Here is a 22304-nt window from a genome sequence, read left to right as displayed (position 1 = left end):
AAGCATTCGATTGCAAGGGCATTTCGATTTACTTCAATTGTTCCGGGCTCCGAAAATGATAATAAGAATGGAAAAGATCAATGGCGAAACCGGCTGCACAGTCTGGTTGAATCAATACCAGGTGCATTTCCCAAACCAGATCAAAGCGGAGGTGTTCATCGCGCAGTTACAGGCGCGATTGCAGGCCCCGCATCATCTCCCTGCACACAGGGCAACAAGGCGATGAATCCAGCGTAACCGTGCTGTGACGCTATCCGGCCACTTCGGTTCGGGCACCTGTTACCACTGGACGCCGCACTGCAGGCCTGCGGCGCCGGGCCTTCAGTCGAGGATGACGTGCGGCAGGAAGCGGCTGGAATCGCGGGTGATCGGGCCGTCGTCCTCGCGGATGCCCATGCCCGCGGCGTTGTCGCCGATCACCCAGGAGCCGATCAGGGTGTAGCCGCCGGCGAAGCGCGGCAGCGGCGCGCAGGCCTGCAGGATGTAGGGCGCGTCGGTGTAGGGACCATCGACCCGGAAGGTCTCGCCCGCCGCCGTGCACAGCTCCACGTTGGCCCCCTCGCGGGAGAAGAAGGGCTTGCGCACCCAGCCTTTGGGCACCGGCTTCGCGGCATCCGTGTCCAGATGGCAGGGCAGCAGGTTCGGATGGCCTTCGTGGAACTCCCAGAGCAGCGGCAGGATGCCCTTGTTGGAGAGCACCGCCTTCCAGGGCGGCTCGAAGAACTGCGTGTCGCAATCGGCCAGCGCCGCGCCGAACGGCTCGTGGAAGACGAACTCCCAGGGATGCAGCTTGAACAGGTGGGGAATCCAGCGCTCCTCCAGGTCGACGAAGCGGCCGGCAGCGTTCAGGCCGATGTCCTCGAGGTCGATGTGCCGGGTCGCGATGCCCACCTGCTCGGCGATCCCGCGCAGGTAGTCGGTGGTGCCGCGGTCCTCGGCCGAGCCGCGGATCGAGGCGAAGTAGAAGGGCCGGCGGATGCCCAGCTCGGAGAGCGCCTGGCGCAGCTGGTCCTCGATGCTGTTGAACTGGTCGGCGTGGCGCGGCAGCCTGCCGAGGGCCATGCACTCCTCCAGCCAGCCCCACTGGAAGGCGGCGCTCTCGTAGAGGCTGGTCGGGGTATCGTAGTTCAGCTCGAGCAGCCTGGCCGGCCCGCGCCCGTCGTAGGAGAAGTCCATGCGCCCGTAGAGGTGCGGATGGCCCTCGACCCAGGAGGTGCGGATCAGCTCGTGGAACGCCGGCGGGATCGCCAGGCGCGCGAGCAGCTCCTCGCTGTGCACCACCCGGTCGACCAGATCCATGCACATCGCGTGCAGCTCGTTGGTCGGCGCCTCGATGTCCTGCTCGACCTGGGCGAGGCTGAAGCGGTAGTAGGCGCGCTCGTCCCAGTAGGCCTCGCCGTCGATGGTGTGGAAGTGGAAGCCGAGCCGTTCGGCGGTTCGCCGCCAGTCCGGCCGTTCGTCGATCGCGATTCTCTGCATGAGGCCTCCTCAGCCGCCGACGCTGCTGCTGCCGCCCCAGCCGCTGCGCGCGCTGGACTGGCTGCCGAAGCCGCCGCGCGAGGTGGCCGCGGAAGTCGAGATCGGCTTGCCGGTGGAGCGGCTGTAGCCCTGGCCGTAGCGGCTCTGCTGCGAGTTCGGGAAGGTCGCACCCTGCTCGATGCGCCGGCCCAGGGTCGAGCTGGAGAAGGCGCCGCGGCCGTCGCGGTAGCGGTACACCGGCTCGCTGTAATAGCGCCCGCCGCCGACGCCGCTCATCAGGTTGCCGATCAGCATGCCCATCAGCAGGCCGTCCAGGGAGCCGCCCGAGGCGGCCGCCTGGGCGCGGGCGCTGTCCATCTGCTTCTGGGTGACGGCGCCGCTGGCGGTCAGCTCGAAGCCGCCCGGCTGCGGCACGTAGCGGCCGGCGGAATCGGTCTGGCAGTAGCCGGGCACGAAGTCGGCCTCGCAGTCGGCCTGGCGCTCGTACACCGGCGCGATGCGCCGGTGCTCGGCCAGCGCGGCCATGTAGGCGTCGGAGCAGACGTCGACCGGAAACTGCTGGTTCACGCATTCCTGCACCGACTGGAAGCGGAACTTCTGCTCGAGGTTGTAGAGGTTCTGCCGCCCGTCGTCGCAGCCGGCGATCGCCAGGCTGATCGAGGTGGCCAGGGACAGTTGGACGTAACTGCTGCGCTTCATCGGGGCCTCCCGTCGGCCGCTCAGTTCGGGGTCATGCAGGCCGCGTTGAGCAGGCCGACGCCGACCGCCACCGCCGCCACGTAGATGCCGGCGGCGATCTCGCCCTTCTGGATGCGCGCCGCCAGGTCGCGCAGCGCCAGATGGACGGCGAAGAAGGCCAGCAGCTGGACGACGGCGGCGATCAGCGCCCAGACCACGAAGTCGAGCAGGCCGACAGAATAGGCGATCACGTTGCTGGCCGGGAGGGCGAAGCCGATGACCGCCCCGGCCAGGGCGATCGCCGCCGCCACGTTGCCCTCGCGGATCAGGCTGAACTCGCGGTGCGGGGTGAGCCGCGTGTAGACCAGCTGGAAGAGCACGAAGAGGACCGCCGCGCCCAGCATGTAGGCAAGGAAGCCGGACACGGCCGCCTTGTTGAGCGACATTTGCAGTGCGTCGAGCATGGGTATTTCCTGTTTCAGATGAGGTGCAGATCGGTGGTGTAGAGCGAGACGCCCAGCGCGGTGCTGAGGCTGACCGCGCCCGCGGCGTCCTCCTCGACCGAAAAGAGCAGGAATTCGCGCCGCGCGGTGAGCCCGGTGTCGCGGGCGTAGAGCATGGCGTAGTGGCCGATGCCGTAGGCTTCGTCGTTCATGCTGCGCACCCGCTCGAAGAAATCCACCAATTTGGTCTGGCCCGCCTCGCTGCCCCACTCGCGGGCGAACTCGACGCCGTCGAGGCTGTAGCGCGGCAGGCCGATGGGGCTGTCCGGCCCGGCCAGGCGGCGCAGTTCCGCCTCACTGGAGATGCCGACGCAGTCGAGGTAGTTGAACAGGATCAGCGACTCGACCTGCCCGTCCCGCGCGCCGGTGGTGTGCACCTGCAGCCAGAAGTCCTGGTCGTCCAGATAGTAGCGCGACAGCCAGTGGGACTGGCCGAGATCGATCACCCCCTCGCTCCAGATCGACTGGCTGGCGGGCACGCAGACCCGGGAATGGCCCTCGAGCAGCAGGCCCAGGCTGGGGTCGAAGCGCACCGCCCGGCCGCGGGCGAGGCCCAGCGGACCGGCCGCCGGCGCCGTGTCCGCGCCCTTCGGCGCCGCGAGGCCCAGTACGCGCTTAAGCCAGCTCATGGCAGTCCTCCCGGAGACGGGCGGCGGCGATGTAGAACAGCTCGCCGCCGCGGATGCGGGTGTCGCCGGGCGGGTTGACCGCCGGCTGGTGCGCGCCGCTGGCGCGGTAGCCGATGAGGGTCGCGTTGTGACGCTGCTTGAAATGCTGGTAGAGTTCGCCGAAGCGTCCCTCGAAGTCCTCCGGCAGCCTCATCCGGTACTGGGTGGCGCCGTGGCCGACGCTGAGCAGCTCGTTGATCACCTCCGAGGAGCCCGGATCCTGGGAGGAACGCACCAGCATCTCGATGGCCATGCCGGAGGTGCACTCCAGCCTGGGCGCGTAGGCGCGGGCCAGGGCGGCGATTTCGCTGTCGTTGAAGTGCGCCACGACATGGCCCGCCGGCTCCAGCCGGTTGACCGCCAGCACCGTGGCCAGGGTCAGGTCGTCCGAGCCGGTGCGCACCAGCACCCGCTCGGCGCCGGGCACCCCGGCGCGGCGCAGCAGGGCGGCCGAGGACAGGCTGTCGCCGCGGACGAAGGCGGCCTTGCCCGGCAGCGGGTTCTCCTCCAGCTCCGCATCGCAGATCACGATCAGGTCGTCGTTGGAGGTTTCGTCCTGCAGCAGCAGCTCGACGACCCGCTCGCTGACCCGCCCCTCCCAGCCGATCAGCACCGTATGGGCCGTGCGCTCGGAATAGTCCCCCTTGCCCTTCATGCCTGTTCTCCAGAGTTCGATCACCAGATTGGTTGCCTTGCCGATCGCCGCGCTGAGCAGGGCGATGCCGCCGAGCATCACCCAGACCGCGACGAAGATGCGCCCGGCCGGCGACAGCGGCGCCAGGTCCCCGTAGCCGACGGTCAGCGCCGTGGTCAGATAGAAGTACGCATAGGTCGCCGGGTCCGTCAGATGCGACTCGCCCAGCGCCAGCAGGCCCGCGTAGGCGAACAGGGCGTGCAGCGCGGTGGCCAGGCCCAGCCCGGCCCAGCCGAAGCGCTCCAGGAAGGCGACCGCGTGGTAACGCAGCAATACGAGAATCGACATGGGTTCCTGAATTCCATCGAAGGGTGCGGGCCGCCGCGCCCTCCCCAAACCTTGCCCATCATGCGCGGGCGCCGCGTCCTGCGGGCGGCAGCAGCCGCGCCGCGACCAGACCGGCGAGCGCCCCGGCGATGTGCGACTCGAACGAGGTCCCCCGCCACGGCAGGAGGCCGAAGACCAGGCCGCCGTAGAGAAAGAGCGCGAGGCCGGCCGCCAGCAGGTTCCTTGCGCTGCGCCGGTAGCAGGCCCGCGCCAGCAGCCAGGTCCACAGGCCGAACACCCAGCCGCTGGCGCCGATGTGCAGCCCCTCGCGGCCGAACAGCCAGACTAAGGGCCTGTTATTAACCCGGCAATCAAATACCCAATCTAAGTGGCATAACGCACCGACGCATGCTGGAAGTAGGCAACTACCCGCTCCGGGGTTTTGGCCAACCAGCTCATGAATGCCTCGGCCTTCTCCAGCAATTCCGACTTGTTTCGCGCCCGGTCACTGGTGCGCAAGCGTGTCTTGAGGTCGCGGTTCAAATACTCGTCCGGATTACACTCAGGCGAATAGGGTGGCAGGTAGAACGCTTCGATTTCTTCCTTGTGCCCTTCGAGCCATTCCCTGACCAGACGCGCATGATGGACACGCAGGTTGTCCAGGATCAGAAAGATCTTCCTGTCACTGTCCGCCACCAGCCTCGACATGAAACCGATCATCCGCTCGGTATTCATGGCCCCCTCCAGGAACTCGAACCGTACCAGTCCCTGGTTGCTGATCGCTGAGACCATGCTCAGGCCATGACGCCGAGTCGGCGCCACCAGCACCGGCGTGACGCCTGCCGGCGCATAGCCTCGAATCCAATGCCCATCTTCAGCTACGGCCGTTTCATCACCCCAGTAGATCGTCGCGTTTTCGGCCTTGGCGCGTGCCACAACGGTCGGATAGGTCTCTTCGAGCCAGTGCTCGACCGCCTCCGGGTTCTGCTCCAGCGCCTGCCGGGTCGGCCGCTGTGGGGTATATCCCCAGCGCTGAAGGTACTGACCCACCGTCCGGATCGGCATCTCGACGCCATACAAGTGCTTGATCAACTGCATGACGGCCCGGCGGTTCCACAGGGCAAAGTCGAGTTGCAACTGGTTCGGGGTCTGGCCCACCAGAATCGAGCGCAACTGCCACTCCTGTGCGAGCGTCAAGGTCCGTCCGCTTGCCTGGCGCCGACCTCGTGTCCTGGATTTCAGACCTTCGCTGCCTTGCTCGCTGTAGCGTTTGGACCAGGCTAGTACGGTACTCAGATGTACGCCCAATGCGTCGGCAACCTCTTGCCAAGTCAGTTCGCGCTGCTCACGCAGATTCATGGCCAGGCGCCGCATCTGGTCCTGAGTTTCTCGAGAGAGCTTTCGGGCATCGATCTTTTTCATGCCTCTTTATATCGTGAATTTGATTGCCGCGTTAATAACACTACTCTCCGCGAACCGCGTTGCCGCGTGGAGTAGCGTTAACAGGCCCTAGGCCGCCGAGCAGGACGACGACCAGGCTGACGGCCACGAAGCGCCGCGCGCCGTCGGCGGCCACCAGGGTGCCGAGCACCAGAAAGGGCAGCAGGTTGCCGGCCAGGTGCAGGAACGAGCCATGCAGGAAGGGCGCGACGATGATGCCCGCCAGCCCGGCGGGCGACTGCGGCAGCAGGCCGAAGCCGTTGAGGCTGTAGCCGCTGAGCGCGTTGATCACCTGCAGCGCGAGCATCAGCCCGGCCGCCGCGAGCACCACCCCGAATCCGCCGACGAAACTCATGGCCCGTCCCTGCCCTGCGGCCCGCCGACAGCGGCTTCTCCCCGCTCCCGGCGTCAGCTCACTCGGCAGCCTGCTTGCGCAGGCGCTCCAGCACCGCACTGGCGCTGTCGGCATCCGGCACGATACCGGCCTCCTTCAGACGGCGCTCCAAGTCGCTGCCGGTGGAAGCCTCGGCCAGTTGCTCCCGGGCTTCCAGCTCGGCGGCGCGCTGGTCCTGCCTGGCCTTCAGGCGATTCAGGGTGCCGACCGCGGTCTCCAGCTTGCCGTTGGCCCCGCCGCTGGCAATGGAAGCGCTGACCTGGGCCTTCTGCACGCTCTCGCGGGCGCGGGCCATGTCCACCTGCTGGCGCAGGCTCCTGATGCGCGCCTCGGCCTTGGCCACGTCCTTGCGCATCTTCTCGACGTAGGCGCCGAACTCGCCGGCCTGCCGGTGCTCGGCGTCGCGCTCGTTGGTCAGGTTGGCGATCAGCTGCGCGATCTCGGTCGCCAGATCCTCGCGGTTGGCCTTCAGCGCCGCCAGGGCCTTGGCCTCGAGGTCCTGGATCTTGGCCTCGTGCTCGGCCACGCGGCGGGTCGCCAGGCTGTGCTTGGCCATGATCGCGGCCAGTTCCTGACGGGCGCTGGCCAGTGCGGCATCGGCGTCGCGGATCTCCTGGTCGAGGATGCGCAGCGCCTGCTGGTCGACGATGGCTTCGCCGACTTCGCTGGCGCCGCCGCGGATGGCGGTGAACAGCTTGCTCCAGATGGACGTGCCTGACATGCGGATACTCCCCTGTTACTTGAAGAAGTCTTCGAACGCCTCGGCGGCGCGCTGAAGGTTGTCGACCAGGGTGAACACCTCGGTCACCACGTTGGTCAGGCTGGAGCCGGCGCTGAGCGCGCCGAACATGTTGTAGACGGTCTGCCCGTTGGGCATGGTCTCGATGCCGATCGAGGACAGCGGGAACAGCTCCCGGCTGCGCAGCACGGCATCGTTGAAGCGGGCGACATCGGCGACGGCCTCCATGTCGACCAGCACCGAGTCGACGACGATCTGCTCGCCGACCACCGCGAGGTAGATCGGCAGGCCGCCGTACTCGTTCATCGCCAGCCTGATGCTCGGCTCGGCGCCCTGGACCAGGGCGATGCCGATCTCCCCGGAGGTCACCTCGTCCAGCGCCTGCAAGGCGCCGTAGAGGCGGTCGATGGTCCAGCTTTCCCCTGCGCTCATGTATTCCTCCAGTCTGAATGTGCCGGCCAACACCGGCTGGCGTAGTCGCTTCTCGAGCCGCTTGAGCAGCTCCCGGTTCTCGGGCAGCACCCAGGCCTCGTGCTTCACGTAGCCGGCCTCGGCCAGGGCGCCGCGCATGCGCTTCATGTAGAAGCTGGACGGCTTCTTCGCCGCACCCGGCTTCTTCGCCCCGGCCTGGGGGGCGCCCGGCTGCGCAGTCCCGTTCGGGGTGGATTTTCTGCTTGGCATGGCTCGAATCCATCACATGTGAGAAAAGTTAGAACAAGGGTTCGATACAGACAATATCTCACACGTGAGATATTCGGACGACATCCGCGAATCGCGACGCGGTTGGCAAACAGAAGGATGTTGTAGCCGCCTGCGGGACTGAAAACAGGATCCGCCACCTATTTGGAACGATGTATTCACTACGGTTCGAGGCATCTGCCGCACTACGATCAGGCCACACCATGCCCTCCGCCCACCGGTGGAGCCATCAGCCTTACCGCATGAACGGAAGGTTGGCTGTATGATGCCTTCCCCCCATGGATCGTGCCTGCATGGAGCCCCCATGATTACCGAACTGCTGCTGGAGAATTGGAAGAGCTACGAACGGGCCACCCTGCATATCGACCCGCTTTCGGTATTGATCGGCACCAATGCCAGCGGCAAGTCGAATGCCCTGGATGCTCTGCTGATGCTCAACCGGGTGGCTTCGGGCGTCATGCTGACCTCGGCCCTGAAAGGCGATGGCGTCCAGGTTCCGCTGAGGGGCGGCGTGGAATGGGCAGCCAGGCGTCCTGGCTCGAACTTTGCTTTGGGCGTGACCTGCCGGGCCGACGATCTGACCGACTACCAATACCGTCTCGAAGGTTCGATCCGGGAAAATCGCTGCGACCTGCATGCCGAACAGTTGACCCGCATCAAGTACCGGCCGGGCAAGGACGGCTCCAGAAAGTCGCAGGCTGGCAGTATCAAGCTGTTTCGTACCGACCCCTGCGCGGAAGACTCGCCCACCATCGTTGCCCGCCTCTACAACGAAAAGCAGGGCTCGCCACGTCAGTTGAGCCGAGCGCATTCGGTCCTGTTCCAACTGGTCGGACAGAAGCTACGCCAGGAGATTCAGGATGGTGTGAATACGGTTGTTTCCGCTCTGCGCGACATTTTCATTCTCGACCCCATCCCCTCACATATGCGCGATTATTCGCCGCTGGCGGAGCGTCTGGAGTCCGATGCCCGCAATATCGCCGGAGTGCTGGCTGCGCTGCCGGACGAAAAGCAGTGGGAAATCGAAGCCGTTCTGACTCGCTACGCAAGCCAACTGCCCGAGCGGGACATTCGCAGGGTCTACGCGGAAACGGTCGGAAAATTCAACTCGGACGCCATGCTCTATTGCGAAGAGCATTGGCTGGACGAAGGTGAAACACCCACAGTGGATGCCCGAGGCATGTCCGATGGCACCCTCCGATTCCTCGCCATCCTCACGGCACTGCTGACACGCCCGAAATCCAGTCTGCTGGTCATCGAAGAAGTGGACAACGGCCTGCATCCCTCCCGGGCCCGCCTTCTGCTGGACATGCTCAAAACCGTGGGAGCCCAGCGAGGCGTGGATGTTCTGGTGACTACCCATAACCCAGCCTTGTTGGATGCCATGGGAACCGAAATGGTCCCCTTCATCACCGTGGCCAATCGCGATCCCGTCACCGGGCATAGCATGCTGACCCTGCTGGAGGAACTCGATCAACTGCCGAAACTGCTGGCCCAAGGGCCGATTGGCCGGCTTTCCAGCCAAGGATTAATCGAGCAAAGCCTGGCCAACGAGCAAGTGGCAACGGCGGAAGGAGTCGCTCGGTGAGCAGGCGCGTGCTGATTCTGGACACCTCGGTGTTGTGCTGCTGGTTGCTGGTCCCCGGCAAGGAAGAAGCTGGCCCAACAGGTGACCGCTGGAACCATGCGCGGATCAGTCAGCTGCTGGAAGAAGAGCAAAAGAAGCGAAGTACTCTGGTGCTGCCCCTGGCAACGCTGATCGAAACCGGCAATCACATCGCTCAAGCTGCCGACCAACGCTTCGAGCGAGCCCAGGAACTCGCGCAATATCTTCGTGAGGCTGCAAATGCACAGTCTCCATGGGCAGCATTCACCGATCAGACCGAACTCTGGCAAGCTGATAACCTTCTCCGCCTTGCTGACAGCTGGCCGGCCCAGGCAGCGCAAAAGCTGTCGATCGGCGATGCCACCATCAAGGATGTTGCCGAGCACTATGCCAAGGCCGGTTTCGAGGTTGAAATTCTGACCGGGGATGCCGGCTTGAAGGCTTCTGAACCTATTCAGCCGGTCCCTATACCCCGGCGGCGGCGCTGATCGAGAGTTTCCTCTACCTCACCAACCCGCTGCACCCCTCCGCCAGCCGGTGCAGTGCTTCATCGAACGCACCGGAGCGGGTTTCGATCAGACTGAACCAATGCCGGGCGTGGTGATATCGATGTAGACCAATGCCCCGCTCAGCATCGGCGTGAGGATGCAGGACAGATCGCATCAGGCGCATTGCCGCACACCCACCTGCGCTGTGCAGTCGCCTCAAACGACGCACTCGACGCGGTCGCGCCCGCGCTGCTTGGCCAGATACAGCGCCTTGTCCGCGCTGGCCAGCAGTTGGTGCGGATCGCCGGCCGAATCGGGCCAGCACGCGACCCCGGCCGAGAGGGTGATCGGGCCCAGCGCGCTTCCCTCGAACTGGAACGGCGCGGCGGCCACCGCCCGGCGCAGGGCTTCCGCGCGCTGGCGGCAGTCCTCCAGGCCGGCCGCCGGCATGACGATCACGAACTCCTCGCCGCCGTAGCGGCAGGCGATGTCGGTCTGGCGGAGCAGGCCGCCCAGTTGCCGGGCGACCACCCGCAGCGCCTCGTCGCCGGCGGCATGGCCGTGGGTGTCGTTGAAGCGCTTGAAGTGGTCGATGTCGCAGAGGATGACCGACAGCGGCGCCTGCCGGCGTTGCGCCAGCCGGATCTCGCGGGCGAGCAGGTCGTCGAGGAAGCGCCGGTTCTTCAGGCCGGTCAGCGCATCCTCGTAGGAGAACCGCCCGAGCTCCTCCTGCAGGCTCAGCATCGACAGCGCCAGGTTGATCCTCTCGACGCCGCGCTCGAGCAGGTTGTGCAGCATGCCGTGGCTGAACTCGGCATCGATCGCCAGCCCGGCATCGCCCACCTGCAGCGCCAGCAGGCCCAGCGGCCGCCTGCCCAGGCGCAGATGCTCGAAGGCCAGCGGAAAGCACCAGTAGCGGCGGTCGGCCCCGTGCAGCTCCCGCTCGGAGGCGATCCGCGCGGCGGGCCGTTCGGCGTCCGGATAGTCCCAGCAGTCGGCCAGCCGATAGCCGGCGCCGTCGTCGTGCAGGTAGAGGCAGCCGCGGATCGGCCGGCACAGTTCGGCCAGGCCCGCGCCGAGCAGCCGATGGGTGTCCTGCAGCCGGCGGCAGCCCTGCAGCGCCGCGACCAGCCCCTCGAGAATGCCGTTCTTCCGGCTGCAGAACTCCAGCGCACGGGCACGGCCGCTCTCGCGGGCGGCCAGCGTCTCCAGCTCCGCCGTGCGGGCCCTGACCTTGGCTTCCAGGGAGGCGTTCAGTGTCTGCAGCGCCCGCTGGGTACGGATGTAATGGCGCAGGGAGATCGCCACTATGGCCAGGGTGAACGCGAAGGCGCCCCAGCTCAGCGGCACCCGGCTCCAGGGCAGCACGCCATGGGCCACGGCCATGCTGATCAGCAGCAGCAGGGTCAGCAGCGCATTGGCCGCCAGGATGGCGCGCTGCTCGGTGCTGGCCCGCTTCCGGTAGCGCCATGCCGGCACCAGCAGAAGCGGCAGGCTGAGCACGAACAGCAGGTCGAAGACCGGATAGGTGTCCGACAGGGCGACCAGGCCCGTCAGCGAGAGCGCCAGCGCGCCAACCAGGTAGAGCAGGTAGAACCGCCAGAAGGCGCGGAACAGCCGCCCGAGCGCGCCCGACAGCCACTGCTCCAGCAGCATGGCCATCGCCACGGGAACCAGGAAGTAGCTGCCGGCCGCCACGTATTCCCAGAGCAAAGGCTGGTTCAGCAGCAGCAGCCTGGCCTGGCTGTTGCCGATGGCCATGCCGCCGGAGGCGAGGGCATGCAGCGCGATCGCCAGGAAGAGCCTGCGCTGCGCCTGCAACAGCGCGAAGAGCAGGGACAGCAGCGCGAGGCAGAGGCTGAAGCTGCCTGTCGCCAGCTCGCTGGCCGAGTGCTGGAGGATGTCGCCGATCAGCTCCATGCGCTCCATCAGCCGGACCTCGCCCCACAGCCCGATGTCGTAGTAGTTGGAATAGATGCGGAAGTAGAGGGTCTTGCCGACGCTTTCCGCGGGCAGCGTGATCATGTGCCAGGGCCAGCCGGCGAACTGCCCCCTGCCCTGCGCATCGAACCGGCCGAACCGGTAGATCCGGCGGCCGTCCAGGTAGGCCTCGACGATCAGGTCGACGCTGTAGATGTACAAGACCGGATCGCGCCACTCGCCCGCCGGCAGGGTGATGCGGTACCAGACGTTCTCCCGCCCCTCGCGGCCCGGCGGATTGGAGGGGAAGTCGATCGCCTTCCAGGCCCGGCTGTCGGGCTCCAGGGTCCAGAGCGGCACCCCGTCCGCGCTGAAGGGCGAATCGCCCCAGCGGTATTCCCAGCCCTGCCTCAAGTCGACCGACGCGGCCTGCGCGAGGCCGGGCAGCAGCAACAGCACGGCGACGGCGAGGAATGCCGGCAGGGATGCCAGGTTGCGAAGGCCAAACGGTGATCGGACTGCGGACTGGGCCATCGGGACGGTTTCGCCACTGCTGCTCGGGAGGGCTCGGACCAATGCGCAGGGCCTGCGCGATGCCGGAGAGTTTACCGCTCCGCCCGGGAGCATGCTGTCTTCCCTCTCTCGCAGGCGGGAGACGCCGACCGGCCCCACCAGCGGCTTCGCCATCCCGCTGCAGAGAATAACCTGATATTGAACGTGGAATTGAAGCGAACCAAACGCGGAATTCGGGGACAAACCACCGATTGCCCGCCGCGTTGATGGCTGTCTGCCTGCGAGGGGGCCGGTGCGCACATCCAGCCGTATCGAACAGGAAACAGGGAGGTTGTACCGTGAGAATCCTCGTTGTCAGCGCTGTAGGACTGCTCGTCGCCGTCGGTGGCATCTACCTGCACGAACAGGGCCGCCAGGCAAGCCGGGAACTGCACGAGCGGTTCGCGGCCAGCATGGTGGCCCGGCATGACGGCCTGATCTGGAACGCCCAGATGGCCAGGGCCTGCGACCTGGAGTTCGACGGGCGCCCCGGCGACGAAGGCATCCGCCGCTATCTGGCCTGCGAAGAGCGCATGCTCGACCCGGCGGAACTGCGCAAGGCCCTGGCGCTCGACGCCTGGTTCAAGTCCTGCAGCAGCATCCAGGATCTCGACCTGCTGGCCAACTGCTTCGCCCGGGCCGTTGACCTGTCGGCTGCGGAACAAGAGAATGCCCAGAGCATGGTTTCCACGCCCAAACGCAAAAATCCGTAGCGCGCGAAGGCGCGGGCTGTCGCCCTCTCCCGCACGCGGGAGAGGAGCTGTTCGTGCCCGGCCGCTCCCGTTCCAGCCACAGACGAATCCGCTCCAGCACAGCCTCCGTCTGCTGCAGCGCTTCATGATTCCAGAAGCGCAGCACCGCAAAGCCCTGCTCCCGCAGCCAGTCGTCCCGGAGCCGGCGATGGGCACGCAGGTGGTACCCGAGGCGCTGCTCGGGCAGGCGGGAGAGGGGCCGGGGGGGAGGGACGCTACCCGCCCACCAGCGCCTCGACCAGCCCGCTGCGCCGCTCCACCTGCCGCCTGACCGCCTCGTCGAACACGCCGCGCCGGGTTTCGATCAGGCTGAACCAGTGCCGCGCGCGGGTGATGCCGGTGTAGACCAGCTCCTTGGTCAGCACCGGGTTGAGGGTGTCGGGCAGGATCAGCGCGGTGTGGGCGAACTCCGAACCCTGGGACTTGTGCACGGTCATGGCGAACACCGTCTCCACCGCGCTCAGGCGGCTGGGCAGGATGTGGCGCAGCCCGTCCGAGCCGTCGTTGCGCGGAAAGACCACGCGCAGCACCTTCTGCGCCGGCGCGTCGGGCTCGGGCAGGCGCAGGGCGATGCCGATGTCGCCGTTCATCAGGCCCAGGCTGTAGTCGTTGCGGGTCATCAGCACCGGACGGCCTTCGTACCAGCCCTGGTCGCCCTCGAGCAGGCCACGCTGGCGCAGGGCCGCGGCGATGCGCGGGTTCAGCCCCTCCACGCCCCAGGGCCCCTTGCGCACGGCGCAGAGCAGCTGGAACTCGCCGAAGGCCTTGAGCACCGCTGCTGCCCAGTTCTTCCAATCCGCATGGTCGGGCGGGCAATCGTCGGCCGGGCGCGAGCCGCGCAGCAATCCGAGGTAATGGGCGTAGCCCTGCGGCTTGCTCTCGCCCTGCGCCGGCAGGCCGTCGAGCGCCAGGCGCTCGAAGGCCCGGTCCTGCTCGGTGCGCAGGCGCAGCACGTGCAGGTCGCGGCCGCCTTCGGCGAGGATCGAGCGGGCCTGCGCCGCATCGCGGGCATTGACCGCGCGGGCCAGGCGGCCGATGCCCGAGCCGCTGCCGAAGCGCCGCGAGTGGCGCAGCATCACGGTGCGCTGGGCCAGCGGCCGGCTCCCGGCGTCACCTTCGCGCAGGGCGGGGTCGGCGAGGGGTGCGCCGCCGGCCTCCTCCAGCCAGGCGCGGGTCTCGGCGCTGTAGAAACCGCCCTCGGCGTCGCGGCACAGGTCGCCGAGCAGCGCGCCGGCCTCCACCGAGGCGAGCTGGTCCTTGTCGCCCAGGAGGATCAGCCGGGAGTGGCGCGGCAGGGCGTCGAGCAGGCAGGCCATCATCTCCAGGTCGATCATCGACGCCTCGTCGACCACCAGCACGTCCAGCGGCAGCAGGTTGCCGGCATGATGGCGGAAGTGGCGGCTGTCCGGCAGGCTGCCGAGCAGCCGGTGCAGGGTGGTGACCTCGCTGGGAATGGCCTTCTTCACCTCCTCGTCCACCTTCAGCGAGGCGATCTGGGCGCCGATGGACTCGGTGAGCCGCGCGGCGGCCTTGCCGGTCGGCGCGGCGAGGCGGATGCGCAGCGTCTGGCCGGCGGCCAGCGCCGAGGCCTGCAGCAGCGCGAGCAGGCGCACCACGGTGGTGGTCTTGCCGGTGCCGGGGCCGCCGGTGATCAGGCTGAAGCTGCCGCGCGCGGCCAGGGCGCAGGCGAGCTTCTGCCAGTCGGTCTGGCGCACGCCGTCGACCGCGAGCGGCTCGGGGAAGAGCTGGCCCAGGCGGGCGGGAAGATCTTCCGGCAGTGCCGGCGCATCCTGCAGCCGCGCGCCGATCGCCGCGGCCACCGCGCGCTCGTAGTTCCAGTAGCGGCGCAGGTAGAGGCGCTCGCCGGCGAGCACCAGCGGCGCCTCCTCGCCCGCGCCGTCGAGCGCCACCAGCCGGCTGCCGGCCAGCGCCGCCCGCCACTGCGCCAGCCCGACGCCGGCGAGGATCTCCGAGGGCAGCAGGGTCGCGCGCGCGGCGTCCTCGCCTTCCGGCGGCAGCGACAGGGCGAAGTCCGGGCTGGCCAGGGTCGCCGCCAGGTCCAGGCAGACGTGGCCGTGGCCGAGCTGGTGGCTGGCCAGGGCGGCAGCGAGCAGCGCCAGCGGCGGGCAGCTCTCGTCCAGCTCGCCGAAGAAGCCGGCCAGGGCACGGTCCAGGGCGCGCAGCCAGCCGCGCTCGACCCAGGCGTCGAGCAGCGCCAGCAGGCCGGCGGCGTCCTGCAGGGCGCCCGACGGCGCCGCGCTTTCCAACTCCAGGGACAGTTGTTCGCTCATGCCGGAACCTCCACTTTTTCCCCCTTGAACAACGCATCCAGCGTCTCGATCAGTGCGCGCGGCGGGCGAACGTGGTGGATGCCCTGCCCCGCCGTGCGGCTGCCGCGCAGGAACAGATAGAGCGCGCCGCCCAGGTGCTCGTCATAGTCGTAGCCGGGCAGGCGCGCCTGCAGCTGGCGGTGCAGCGCCAGCAGGTAGAGCACCGATTGCAGGTCGTAGCGCTGGCCGACGATTGCCGCCGCCATCGCCTCGACGGTGTAGGCGGCATCGCCCTCGCCCAGCCAGTTGGACTTGTAGTCGAGCAGGTAGTAGCGCCCGCCGTGCTCGAACACCAGGTCGATGAAGCCCTTGAACATGCCGTTGAGCCGGTCCTTGGCCAGCGCCGGGCGCGGCAGGCCGGGCAGCACCTGATGCCGGACCAGCGCGTCGATGCGGCGCACGTCGACGCCGCGCACCTCGAACCAGAACTCCAGCTCCGGCTGGTACTGGCCGAGCCCGGCCAGCGCCGCGCGCGCGTCCCCGCCGAGCGCCAGGGGCGTGGTCAAGAGATCGAGCAGCCAGTCGGCCAAAGGCTCGATCCATTCGCTCATGCCGCGCAGCTGGCAGCGCCGGGCGATCAGCTCGCGCAGCCGCGCAGGGTTTTCGGCCAGCGCGGCGAAGCCCTCGCGCCCAGCCATTTCCAAAAGGCCGTGGAGGAAGGTGCCGGGGTTGGGGCCGCGCGGGAAACGGTGCAGGGTCGGCGCTTCGCCCGCGCACAACGGCACGAAGACGCTCACCCGCTCGTCGTCGGCGGCCTTCTGCGCCGCCGGGCTGTCCGGCGCGGCGTCGTCGAAGCGGCTGGCCGGTACGGCGATCGCTTCCTCGCCGGCGTCGGTACGCAGGGCGCTGTAGGAGGCGATCCACCAGTGCTCGGCGGCACGCCGTCCGGGCGTGCGCCAGTGCGGCTTGCTGTGGCCGGCGGCCTGCTCGACGAAGCGCAGGCTCTCGGGCTCCGGCGCCGGCAGCACGCAGCTCTCGCCGGCCACCGCCAGCGGCGCGAGCCAGTCGGCCAGGGCGGCGCTGCTCGCCAGCACCGCGCCACCGCCGAGCAGGTAGCCGAGCGCCGAGTGGTGCAGGCGCGAACTTTTGGCGTTGCCGACGCAAAGGTCGGCGATGCCCAGCCAGCAGGCGTGGCGGGCGCGGGTCAGGGCCACGTAGAGCAGGCGCAGCTCCTCGCCGAGGCGTTCGCGGTCGGCGCGCGCCACCTCCTCTTCGCCCGGGTTCAGCACCAGCCGGCGGCGCTCGCCGTCGTGCACCTGCAGCGGCCTGCCGCCCTCCACCGCGCGGAAGGCGCAGACGAACGGCAGGAACACCAGCGGGTATTCCAGGCCCTTGGACTTGTGGATGGTCACCACCCGCACCAGCGCCGCGTCGCTCTCCAGGCGCAGGATCTGCTCCTCGGCGGCCTGGATCTCGCCGGCCAGCAGCTCGGACAGGTGGCGGATCAGCGCCTGCTCGCCGTCCAGCTCGGCGGCGGCGCGCTGCAGCAGTTCGGCCAGGTGCAGCAGGTTGGTCAGCGCGCGCTCGCCGTCGGGGCGCGCCATCAGCCGCTGCGGCAGGTCGAAGTCGTGCAACAGCTGGTGCAGCATCGGCAGCACGCCCTGGCGCTGCCAGCGCTGGCGGTAACCGCGGAACTGCATGACGCGCCGCTCCCAGATGCGCTCGTCCTGGTTGAGTTCTTCCAGCTCGGCCAGCGCGAGGCCCAGGCTGCGGCTGGCCAGCGCGGCGCGCAGCGGGCGGTCGACGTCCGGCTCGGCGCAGGCGCGCAGCCAGAGCAACAGGTCGCGCGCCTCGGGGCTGGCGAACACCGAGTCCTTGTCCGACAGGTAGACGCTGCGCACCCCGCGCTCGGCCAGCTCGTCGCGGATCGCCTCGGCCTCCTTGAAGTCGCGCACCAGGATGGCGATGTCGCTGGGGCACAGCGGCTGCAGCCGCCCGTCCCGGGCGAAGCCCGCCTTGCCCTGCTGACCGAGGGTCAGCAGCCGGGCGATCTCGGTGGCGGCGCGCTCGGCCATCTGCGTGCGGTAGGCGCCGCCGGGCAGCGGCGCCTCGCTCGCCAGATGCCAGAGGTTCAGCGCCGGCGGCACGCTGCCCTCGACCTGCCAGACTTCCTCGCGGCCCTTCGCGCCCACTTCGAGAAAGGGCAACGGGTTGGCCGCGCCATCGCGGAACAGGAAGGCGCCGTGCCCGGCCTCGCGCTGCTCGGCCAGGCGGAACACCCGGTTGACCGCGGCGACCAGCGCATGGCTGGAGCGGAAGTTGGTCTCCAGGTCGTAGTGGCGGCCGGTGGTGGCCTGGCGGGCGCGCAGGTAGGTATGGATGTCGGCGCCGCGGAAGGCGTAGATCGCCTGCTTGGGGTCGCCGATCAAAAACAGGCCGCCGTCGGCGCGGTTGCTCTCGATGGCGTAGATGCGGTCGAAGATGCGGTACTGCAGGGGGTCGGTGTCCTGGAATTCGTCGATCAGCGCCACCGGGAACTGGCCGCGGATCACCCCGGCCAGACGCTCGCCGTTGTCGCCCTGCAGGGCGGCGTCGAGGCGGGTCAGCATGTCGTCGAAGCCCATCTCGGCGCGGCGGCGCTTCTCCTGCTCGAAGCGCCGGCAGACCCAGGCGGCGGCGTGGCGGCGGGCCGGCTCGTCGGGGTCGGGCAGCGCCTTCAGGCGCGCCGGCAGCTCGCGCAGGGCCTCCAGCGCCGCGTGCCGTGGCGGCTCGCCCTTCCAGGCCTCGGCCAGGCCCTCGGGGGTCAGGCGGGCGAAGCCGGTGCCGAGATCGAGGCTGGCCGCATCGCCGGTGGCCCAGGCGCGCAGCTTCTCGCACCAGGGCTGGTAGTAGCGCGCCTGGATCTTGCGCCCGTCCACCTGCCTGGCCTTCACCGCCGCATCGAGCAGCGCCTCCAGCTCGTCGGCCCAGGCGTCCCAGCCCTCCTTCAGCCGGGCCAGCGTGCCGGCCTGCTCGGCCAGCGCCCGCTCCAGCAGCGCGCCGAGCGGCTCGGCGGGCTGCGGCTGCGGCTCGCCGAGCAGCGGGCGCAACTTGTCCCTGAGCAGCGCATCGGGGTGCTGCCAGTGCTCCATCACCCAGCCCAGCGCCGCGCCGGAAAGCGGGTAGCAGTGCTGGCGCCAGTAGTCGCGCACCACCTCGGCCATCAGCTCGCCGTGGTCGGTCTCCAGGGTCTGGGTGAACAGGCTGCCGCTGTCGAAGGCGTGCTCGCGCAGCATGCGCTGGCACCAGCCGTGGATGGTCGACACCGCCGCCTCGTCCATCCACTGCGCGGCGATGTCCAGGCGGCGCGCGCAGGCCGGCCAGCGCTCGGGGGAAAAGTCGGCGCGCAACTGCTGCAGCAGCGCATCGCCCGGCGCCTCCTCGCGAAACACCCCGGCCGCCTCGACCAGCCGCGCGCGGATGCGGTCGCGCAGCTCGCGGGTGGCGGCGTCGGTAAAGGTCACCACGAGGATCTCCGGCGGCAGCAGCTCGCGGGCAAAGCCCGCCTCGCCGCCGTGGCCGAGCACCAGGCGCAGGTACAGGGCGGAGATGGTGAAGGTCTTGCCGGTGCCGGCGCTGGCCTCGATCAGCCGGCTGCCGTGCAGCGGGAAACGCAGCGCCAGCGGGCGTGCGGCGGTCATCGGCAGGTTCATGCGCGGCCCTCCTCCGTGAGTTCTGCGGGCGGGTGGTCGAGGAGCGACTGGTACAGGTCGCGGCTCCATTCGTAGAAATCGCCATCGGCGATGAGCGTGTCGAAGGTCGGGTACTGGCGCGCCAGGCTGGCGCTGCCGGCCGCCTCGCCGCCGTGGTTGTAGCCGCCCTCGTAGGCCTTGCGCGCGGCCTCGGCGGCCTTGTTCTCGTCGTCCGCGCCCAGCCAGGCGATGGCGGTGTTCAGCGCCACCGGCAGCGGCGCCTCCAGCCCGGCGCGCCAGGCCTCCAGCCACAGGCGGAGGATCGCCTGCGCCTTCGGCTGCTCGAGTGGGGCGAATTCGAGGCTGGCATCCTCGCCGACCAGCAGGGTGGTCAGCGGCACGGCGCAGGCCGCGGCGGCGACATGCGCCACCCAGGGCCTGAGCAGGCGGTGCCATTTCCAGCCGTCCTTGCCGCGCCGGAGGTCGCCGGGCTGCAGCTCGATGCGCGCCAGCGCGCCGTCGGCACCTTCGCGCAGGCCGCCGAGCCAGCCGGCCAGCTCGATGCCGGCATGCGCGAACTGCAGCGGCCTGGGCGACTCCAGCCGCGCCGGCCAAAGGGCGCAGAGGTCCTGATAGCGCTGCATCTGCGCCGGTAGCGGCTTCAGCAGCTGCTCGCGCAGGCGCTCGCCGAAACCGGCCAGCGGCAGCCGGCCGCTGCGCTGCAGACGCAGGGCGGCGGCCTCGAGCGCCGGCCCGACCTGCGCCGGGTCGTCCTCCAGGGCCAGGCTGGCGGCGTCCAGCAGGGTCTGGCGCAGCTGGTGCAGCTCCAGGCCGGCGAGGCCAAAGGGCTCCTCGTCGAGCTGCGCCTGCAGCTCCTCGTCGAGGTGCACCTTGAGGCGCTGGGTGAAGAAGTGCTTGACCGGATCGCGCAGGAAGTTCTGCAGGGTCTCCAGGGCCAGCGCGCCGTCCGGCTCGAACGGCGGCAGCGCCTGCGCCGCCGCGGCCGGCACGTCCTGGCGGTGCAGCGCAGCCCATTCGCGGGCGTAGCTGAACAGCGCGCCGTCGCCCGCGAAGTAGCGGCGGCTGAACGGCTGCAGCGGGTGTTCGGTGGTCAGCGCCGCCAGCAGGTCGCCGCCGCCGGCGAGGGTCCAGCCGCTGGCCAGATGGTCGCGCAGCTGGCCGAGCAGCACCGATGCCGGCCGCTCGCAGTTGTCGCGAATGCTGCGTCCCACCCAGCTGACGTAGAGCTGCTCGCGGGCGGCGAGCAGCGCCTCGAGCAGCAGGTAGCGGTCGTCCTCGCGACGCGAGCGATCGCCGGGGCGGTAGTCGCCGGCCATCAGGTCGAAGTCCAAAGGCGTCACGCTGCGCGGGTAGTCGCCGTCGTTCATGCCGAGCAGGCAGACCACGCGGAACGGGATGGCGCGCATCGGCATCAGGGTGCAGAAGTTCACTGCGCCGGCGAGAAAGCGCTGGCTCAGGCGGCCCTGGTCCAGCAGGCCGAGCCAGGCCTCGCGCACCACGCCGAGCGGCAGCGGCTCAGTCAGAGCGACCCCGGCGCACAGCTCCAGCCATTCCTCCAGCGCCTCGCCGAGCTGGCCGAGCAGGGTCTCGTCGCGCTCGCTCTGTGCCAGGAAGAAGTCGCCCAGCATGGCCTGCAGGATGCACCCCCACTCGGCCGGCGCGGCGGGCCGGGCCAGGCGCCGGTGCAGGGCGTCGAGGGCGTCGAGCAGCCGCACCAGCGGGCCGATCAGCGCGGCGTCCAGGCCGCCGATCTCGTCGTAGGGCTCGATGCCGGCGCAGGGCGCGCCGCGGCCTACCGCATAGCCGAGCAGCATGCGGCGCAGGCCGAAGCGCCAGGTGTTCTGCTCCAGATCGGCCGGCAGGCCGAGGCCGGCGCGGCGCTCGGCGTCCAGGCCCCAGCGGATGCCGGCACCCTCGATCCAGCGGCGCAGGGTCGGCAGCTCGCTCGCCTCGATGGCGAAGCGCGCGCGCAGCGCCGGCACGTCGAGCAGGTCGAGCACCTCGCTGACGGTCAGCCGGCCTTCCGGCAGTTTCAGCAGCTGTTCGACGGCGATCGGCAGCGGATCGCAGCCGCGCTGCCCCTGGTCGGCTAGGGTGAAGGGGATGTAGCGGTCGTCGTCCTGGGCGTACTGGCCGAACACCGCCTGGATGTGCGGCGCGTAGGCGTTGACGTCCGGGACCATGATGATCACCTCGCGCGGGCGCAGGCTCGGGTCGGCGGCGAAGCGCGCCAGCAGCTGGTCGTGAAGGATCTCGACCTCGCGCTGGGCGCTGTGGGCGATGTGGAAGCGCAGCGAGCGGTCGGCCTTCGGATCGACCGGCGGCCACGCCTGGCGGGTTTCCTCCAGGGTGCGCAGATGGAGGATGTCGCCCTGCAGCTGGCCGAGCAGGTGCTCGGGCTTGGGGCAATCCTCCTCGTCGAACAGGTCGATGCGCCCGCCGAAAATGGCGAAGCGCTCGCGGTAGTGTTCGGGATCGTCGTACATGTCCAGCAGGTTGATGTAGTCGCGGCCCTGCTTGCCCCAGGCGGCCAGGAGCGGATGGGCGTGCTGGTGCAGGTCCTCGGCGGACAGCCCCGGCGCCATGCCGCCCTTGCGCTGCTGGCGGCGGTACTGGTGGCGCAGCAGGTCCTGGTCGGGAACGATGTCGCCCCAGTGGTACCGGCAGGGGTTGTGCACGCAGAGCAGCACCTGGCTGAAGCGCGCCAGGGTGGCCAGCGCCTCGAGGGCCTGCGCCGGCAGCGCAGAGATGCCGAACACGATGACCCGCCGTGGCAGGCCGAGCGGCGGCGCGTCGAGGCCGCGCAGGCGCTCGACGAAGCGCAGGTGCACGCCGGCGCGGCTGGCGGCCACCGCGTCCCGGCCGACGTCCTCGAGCAGCGCGCGCCACAGCGCCGGCTGCCAGCGCGCCGCCTCGTCGAGGGGCCTCGCGCCCTGGCGCGAGGTGCGCAGCCGGTCGCGGCCCTCGGCCCAGTCGGCCAGCCAGTCGGCGCGGTACACCTGGTACTGGTCGAACAGGTCGGCCAGACGCTCGGCCAACTGGTGGCGCTTGCGCAGGTCGGCGTCGCCTTCGAGGAAGCGGCGCAGCGGGGCGAAAGCCTCGCCTTCCAGGAGATTCGGCAGCAGGCGCATCAGTCGCCAGGTCAGCGGCGCCTTGTCGAGCGGCGATTCCCGGGGGATGTCGGCATTGCCCAGCACGGTGCGGTAGCTCTGCCAGAGAAAGCGCGCCGGCAGCTCGACCTGGATCGCCGCGGCGATGCCGCAGCTGTCCTGCCCGGCCAGCGCCAGCTTCAGCCACTGGGCGATGCCGTTGCTCTGCACCAGCACCACCTCGTTCTCCAGCGGCGCCAGCGGATGCAGGCGCATCCACTCCACCACCAGCTCGCGCAGCTCCTCCAGGCGGTTGCCGTGCACCACCATCAACCCCGCAGTCAGCCCCTCGTCACCCTGCATGCCCTGCTCCC

The 22304-nt window shown here is 69.2% G+C and carries 17 protein-coding genes and 2 pseudogenes; 4 read left to right on the top strand and 15 right to left on the bottom strand.

The features are described 5' to 3' along the window. The first annotated feature begins 67 nt into the window (after positions 1-67). Positions 68-226, top strand: coding sequence for a hypothetical protein (locus GCU53_RS13025; protein ID WP_167520001.1), 159 nt, complete (start codon positions 68-70; stop codon positions 224-226). A 95-nt stretch (positions 227-321) separates the two neighbouring features. Here the strand turns inward: GCU53_RS13025 and GCU53_RS13020 are convergent, their stop codons facing one another. The 10 genes and pseudogenes from GCU53_RS13020 to GCU53_RS12975 form a co-directional block, all read right to left on the bottom strand. Continuing rightward, complete coding sequence (locus GCU53_RS13020; protein ID WP_152387991.1) at positions 322-1479, bottom strand: glutathionylspermidine synthase family protein; 1158 nt, start codon at positions 1477-1479, stop codon at positions 322-324. Between the two features lie 9 nt (positions 1480-1488). After that, positions 1489-2178 carry a DUF1190 domain-containing protein gene (locus GCU53_RS13015; RefSeq protein ID WP_152387990.1) on the bottom strand — a complete coding sequence of 230 codons (690 nt, stop codon included), beginning with the start codon at positions 2176-2178 and terminating at the stop codon, positions 1489-1491. 20 nt (positions 2179-2198) lie between these two features. Beyond that, positions 2199-2621 carry a DUF350 domain-containing protein gene (locus tag GCU53_RS13010; RefSeq protein WP_152387989.1) on the bottom strand — a complete coding sequence of 141 codons (423 nt, stop codon included), beginning with the start codon at positions 2619-2621 and terminating at the stop codon, positions 2199-2201. A 14-nt stretch (positions 2622-2635) separates the two neighbouring features. Further along, the gene (locus tag GCU53_RS13005; protein ID WP_152387988.1) at positions 2636-3289 is read right to left on the bottom strand and encodes a DUF2491 family protein; all 654 of its coding nucleotides are present in this window, start codon (positions 3287-3289) and stop codon (positions 2636-2638) included. Continuing rightward, the gene (locus GCU53_RS13000; RefSeq protein WP_152387987.1) at positions 3276-4310 is read right to left on the bottom strand and encodes an ion channel; all 1035 of its coding nucleotides are present in this window, start codon (positions 4308-4310) and stop codon (positions 3276-3278) included. The genes GCU53_RS13005 and GCU53_RS13000 overlap by 14 nt, the downstream gene beginning before the upstream one ends. Before the next feature lie 58 nt (positions 4311-4368). Next, positions 4369-4638, bottom strand: a pseudogene (locus GCU53_RS12995) (rhomboid family intramembrane serine protease); the annotation flags it as partial. 35 nt (positions 4639-4673) lie between these two features. Further along, positions 4674-5711: an IS630 family transposase gene (locus GCU53_RS12990; protein ID WP_152387985.1), complete on the bottom strand. Its 1038-nt coding sequence runs from the start codon at positions 5709-5711 to the stop codon at positions 4674-4676. Positions 5712-5751: 40 nt separating this feature from the next. Next, on the bottom strand, positions 5752-6084 hold the full coding sequence (locus GCU53_RS12985; protein WP_152387984.1) for a rhomboid family intramembrane serine protease: 333 nt from the start codon (positions 6082-6084) through the stop codon (positions 5752-5754). Positions 6085-6142: 58 nt separating this feature from the next. Then, positions 6143-6844 carry a PspA/IM30 family protein gene (locus tag GCU53_RS12980; RefSeq protein WP_152387983.1) on the bottom strand — a complete coding sequence of 234 codons (702 nt, stop codon included), beginning with the start codon at positions 6842-6844 and terminating at the stop codon, positions 6143-6145. Between the two features lie 15 nt (positions 6845-6859). Then, a complete protein-coding gene (locus GCU53_RS12975; protein WP_244307180.1) occupies positions 6860-7441 on the bottom strand; it encodes a YjfI family protein in 582 nt (193 codons plus the stop codon). Between the two features lie 424 nt (positions 7442-7865). Here GCU53_RS12975 and GCU53_RS12970 point away from each other — a divergent pair, with 424 nt between their 5' ends. Next, positions 7866-9149, top strand: a complete 1284-nt coding sequence (locus tag GCU53_RS12970; RefSeq protein WP_152387981.1) for an AAA family ATPase — start codon at positions 7866-7868, stop codon at positions 9147-9149. Further along, positions 9146-9655, top strand: coding sequence for a hypothetical protein (locus GCU53_RS12965; protein ID WP_152387980.1), 510 nt, complete (start codon positions 9146-9148; stop codon positions 9653-9655). The genes GCU53_RS12970 and GCU53_RS12965 overlap by 4 nt, the downstream gene beginning before the upstream one ends. Positions 9656-9871: 216 nt before the next feature. On the opposite strand, the gene GCU53_RS12960 is transcribed toward GCU53_RS12965, so the two are convergent. Continuing rightward, positions 9872-12109, bottom strand: coding sequence for a GGDEF domain-containing protein (locus GCU53_RS12960; RefSeq protein ID WP_167520065.1), 2238 nt, complete (start codon positions 12107-12109; stop codon positions 9872-9874). A 317-nt stretch (positions 12110-12426) separates the two neighbouring features. Between GCU53_RS12960 and GCU53_RS12955 the strand changes: the two genes are divergently transcribed. Beyond that, entirely contained in the window at positions 12427-12840 is a 414-nt protein-coding gene (locus tag GCU53_RS12955) for a hypothetical protein (RefSeq protein ID WP_244306752.1), read from the top strand. Positions 12841-12928: 88 nt separating this feature from the next. On the opposite strand, the pseudogene GCU53_RS26550 reads toward GCU53_RS12955, so the two are convergent. The 4 genes and pseudogenes from GCU53_RS26550 to recC form a co-directional block, all read right to left on the bottom strand. Further along, a pseudogene (locus tag GCU53_RS26550) lies at positions 12929-13039 on the bottom strand (DUF559 domain-containing protein); the annotation flags it as partial. 55 nt (positions 13040-13094) lie between these two features. Then, positions 13095-15170 carry an exodeoxyribonuclease V subunit alpha gene (recD, locus tag GCU53_RS12945; protein WP_152387978.1) on the bottom strand — a complete coding sequence of 692 codons (2076 nt, stop codon included), beginning with the start codon at positions 15168-15170 and terminating at the stop codon, positions 13095-13097. Then, positions 15167-18841, bottom strand: a complete 3675-nt coding sequence (gene recB / locus GCU53_RS12940; RefSeq protein WP_152387977.1) for an exodeoxyribonuclease V subunit beta — start codon at positions 18839-18841, stop codon at positions 15167-15169. The genes recD and recB overlap by 4 nt, the downstream gene beginning before the upstream one ends. After that, positions 18838-22293: an exodeoxyribonuclease V subunit gamma gene (gene recC / locus GCU53_RS12935; RefSeq protein ID WP_152387976.1), complete on the bottom strand. Its 3456-nt coding sequence runs from the start codon at positions 22291-22293 to the stop codon at positions 18838-18840. Before recC ends, recB begins: the two co-directional genes overlap by 4 nt. Between the last annotated feature and the right edge of the window lie 11 nt (positions 22294-22304).

The organism is Azotobacter salinestris (genome assembly GCF_009363155.1).
In the GTDB taxonomy this organism is placed as follows: Bacteria; Pseudomonadota; Gammaproteobacteria; order Pseudomonadales; family Pseudomonadaceae; genus Azotobacter; species Azotobacter salinestris.
The sequence above is the reverse complement of the archived record's forward strand: the minus strand, read 5'-3'. Positions and strand labels throughout refer to the sequence as shown.